Genomic DNA, 2112 nt, shown 5'->3' with positions numbered 1-2112 from the left:
GCGCCGGGTCTGAACGATCCGGCGCGGCGTCTCGATTTCGAGGAAGGTTCCGCCGGCGGGCAGGCGCCTGCCGTCCGCCGTCTTTACGATGACGCTCCAGCTGCCGCCGACGTGCAGCTCGGCGGCCCAGGCGGTCATCCGGTAGCAGTCGGCAGAGCTCCACCAGCGCTCGACCGCGTCGGTGACGAGCGCTGCAAAGACCTGTTCCGGCGGCGCGAGAATCTCGGCCGATGCCATGACCGTCCGGCTGTTCGCCATGGCTCTCACAGCCAGCTGCTCCGGGTTCACATCGGCCTCCGTCAATGGTCGCTTCGTTGCCGAAACCAATCATCAGGCGCTCAGGCCGCCTTCGACGGCGGGCGGTCAAAACCCTTGCCGGTCTCGAGCAGGCTCTTCAGGCTGGCCAGAACCAGCGGCCAGCCCTTGGCGACATTTTCGATCAGCCGGTGCGGGCCGTCGGCCTCGTGGGTGACGGCGAGCTTCGTCAGTTCGCCATCCTGCTCGATTGCGAAGGTGCAGCGCGTATAGCCGTCTTCCCTCACCTCGGGCAGCCATTCGTTGCGCCATTTGATGACCAGGCGCCTGGGCGGGTCGATCTCCAGTATCTCGCCCGAGTCGGCAATGCTTCCGTCGGGGAAGATCAGCTTCCAGCTTGAGCCCACCTTCCAGTCGCTCTCCTGATAGGAGCAGAGGAAGAACTGCCGGTTGAACTCCGGGTCGGTTAGCGCCGTCCAAAGCTTTTCAGGCGTGGTGCGGATATAGGTGACATAGACGAAGGTGTTGTCGCTCACGGCTCTTCCCTTTCCAGTCGTTTCTTCAGGTCGCTCAATGCATCCAGCCGATGGCGCTCGAACTTGCCGATCCAGCGCTCGGCGATCTCGTTGATCGGAACCGGGTTGAGGTAGTGTTCCTTCTCTCGGCCCCGGCGGACGGTGGTGACGAGGTTGGCCTCTTCCAGGATCGCCAGGTGCTTGGTCACCGCCTGGCGCGTCATCTCCATCCGCTCGCAGAGCGCGTTCAGCGTCTGCCCGTTCCTTGCATGGAGGCTGTCCAGCAATTGCCGGCGGGTCGGGTCGGCCAAGGCGCGAAAGACGGCATCCATGCTCATCGCTTTAATATGCAACCATTTGGTTGCATGTCAAGCAGGGAGACAGATCGGGCGATCACTTGCCCGTGAGTCGGTGAGGAATATGGAGACGGATCAGCCCTTGCGGGAGAACCAGAAAGCGTCGGGCATGCGCCTCATGCCGATGCGCTCGTAGAAGCCGACCGCGTTGGGCATCGAGATCAAGCTGATGGCGACGGCGGGACCGAGCTGGCGGCGGGCCTCGTCCATCAGCCCCTTGCCGATGCCGAGCCCTTGCGCCGATCGGGAAACGGCAAGCTCGGAAATGTAGCAGACCCAGGAGAAGTCGGTGACGCCGCGCGCTACACCGACAAGCGGCTTGCCCTCGCTGTCGAGCCGCGCCGTCAGCACCAGGTTGGCGTTGCCGAGCATGGTCTTCAGCCGGGCCTCGTCGTCGACGGGGCGCGTCTCGCCGAGGCCAGATTCCACCAGCACACGGCGGAACTCGGCGACGTCGAGCGCCGGCTCGCTGGCATAGAGGACGCGGCATGGTTCCGTCATGGTCGCAAGACTGCACCAGCGGGCCAGGATTTCGAAGTCCTTTTTTGAGCCCGATCCGCGCACGAACAGTTGCCTTTCATTTGCCGCCGGCTTTGTGTAAACCGTGCGCCAGCAAATTCCCGAACGACAAGAAGACGGCAAGGACCATGGACAAATTCACCAAGCTGACCGGCGTCGCCGCGCCGATGCCGATCGTCAACATCGACACCGACATGATCATCCCCAAGGATTATCTGAAGACGATCAAGCGCACCGGACTCGGCACCGGCCTGTTCGCCGAGATGCGCTACAAGGAGGACGGCTCGGAGAACCCCGACTTCGTGCTCAACAAGCCGGCCTATCGCAGGGCGCAGATCCTGGTCGCCGGCGACAATTTCGGCTGCGGCTCGAGCCGCGAGCACGCGCCGTGGGCGCTGCTCGATTTCGGCATCCGCTGCGTCATCTCGACCTCGTTCGCCGACATCTTCTACAACAACTGCTTCAAG

Annotated in this window: 5 protein-coding genes; 1 reads left to right on the top strand and 4 read right to left on the bottom strand. The window is 63.4% G+C overall.

The features are described from left to right. The 4 genes from EN781_RS31240 to EN781_RS31225 all read right to left on the bottom strand — a co-directional run. Window positions 1-303: SRPBCC domain-containing protein (locus EN781_RS31240; RefSeq protein ID WP_245492699.1), on the bottom strand; the 303-nt coding region annotated here is incomplete at its 3' end. 35 nt (window positions 304-338) lie between these two features. Then, the gene (locus EN781_RS31235; protein WP_126057387.1) at window positions 339-791 is read right to left on the bottom strand and encodes an SRPBCC family protein; all 453 of its coding nucleotides are present in this window, start codon (window positions 789-791) and stop codon (window positions 339-341) included. After that, the gene (locus EN781_RS31230) at window positions 788-1108 is read right to left on the bottom strand and encodes a metalloregulator ArsR/SmtB family transcription factor (RefSeq protein ID WP_126057388.1); all 321 of its coding nucleotides are present in this window, start codon (window positions 1106-1108) and stop codon (window positions 788-790) included. Before EN781_RS31230 ends, EN781_RS31235 begins: the two co-directional genes overlap by 4 nt. 93 nt (window positions 1109-1201) lie before the next feature. After that, a complete protein-coding gene (locus EN781_RS31225; protein WP_126057389.1) occupies window positions 1202-1627 on the bottom strand; it encodes a GNAT family N-acetyltransferase in 426 nt (141 codons plus the stop codon). A 146-nt stretch (window positions 1628-1773) separates the two neighbouring features. On the opposite strand from EN781_RS31225, the gene leuD reads away from it, so the two are divergent. Further along, a partial coding sequence (gene leuD / locus EN781_RS31220; protein WP_127400664.1) for a 3-isopropylmalate dehydratase small subunit occupies window positions 1774-2112 on the top strand: 339 nt, incomplete at its 3' end.

This window comes from Mesorhizobium sp. M4A.F.Ca.ET.090.04.2.1, assembly GCF_003999085.1.
Taxonomy (GTDB): Bacteria; Pseudomonadota; Alphaproteobacteria; order Rhizobiales; family Rhizobiaceae; genus Mesorhizobium.
The sequence above is the reverse complement of the archived record's forward strand: the minus strand, read 5'-3'. Positions and strand labels throughout refer to the sequence as shown.